This is a genomic window from Streptococcus penaeicida, from assembly GCF_002887775.1.
Lineage (GTDB): Bacteria > Bacillota > Bacilli > Lactobacillales > Streptococcaceae > Streptococcus > Streptococcus penaeicida.
The window spans coordinates 1-954 of sequence record NZ_LOCM01000036.1; the positions used below are offsets into that span (position 1 = coordinate 1).

Below are 954 nucleotides of genomic sequence, written 5' to 3' on the forward strand. Positions count from 1 at the left end.
TAAATCTTCGTCTCAAGATGGCGGATTTAGTTACTCTAGACTGTCTCTATATTGACGGTACTAAGATTGAAGCCAATGCCAATAAATACAGCTTTGTCTGGAAGAAAGCGACTGATAAATTCTCTGCTAAGCTTCAAGCCGATTTACACCACTATTTTCAAGAAGAAGTTAGCCCCTTGATTAACGAGGCGATTGATCTAGATGAACAAGAACCAGTAACTGCTGAACAGTTGACCGCATTTGCTCAAATTATCGAAGAAGAATTGGCAGAGTTAAATCAAGTCATTGAGGAGGAACCTGTCAAAGGTCAGGATAAAAGAAAAGTCAAACGCCGAAAACTCAAGAAGGTCCTTCGAAAGGTTAAGGACGATTTTTCAGTGCGGGCTGAGAAATATGAATTCTATCACTCTACCTTCGATGGTCGCAATAGCTTCTCTAAAACAGATACAGACGCTACCTTTATGCGGATGAAAGACGACCATATGAGGAATGGACAACTTAAAGCAGGTTATAATCTTCAAATCGCCACGGAAAATCAGTTTGTCCTTCATTATGATATCTTTCCAAACCCAACCGATACCACAACACTCATTCCACTATTAAATAGTTATCCCCATGACCTTAAGATGGTTGTTGCGGATGCAGGTTATGGTAGTGAAGAAAACTTAACTAGACTTGACCAACTAGGAGTTGAGCACCTGATTAAATATGGTATGTTTGATAAGGAGCAGAAAAGAAAGCAGAAACAGTCTTCAAAGAATCTAGATAATTGGTTTTACGATGAGGTCAGTGATACCTACACGCATCCGGATGGATGGGATTATCATTTTGACTATATCAAAGAGACTAGAACATCTACTGGATTCCAACAAGAGATCAGAGTTTATAAGGCAGAATATCCTGATTTAGCCCCTCAGAAAGGTCTTTATGTGAATCAGAGATACCAAGAGTTAA

At 39.2% G+C, this 954-nt stretch carries 1 protein-coding gene; it reads left to right on the forward strand.

Annotated elements, in window-relative coordinates; all coding sequences use genetic code 11:
• Positions 1–954, forward strand: a 954-nt coding sequence (locus tag AT575_RS10015; protein WP_165778668.1) for a transposase, incomplete at both ends; no start/stop codon positions are given.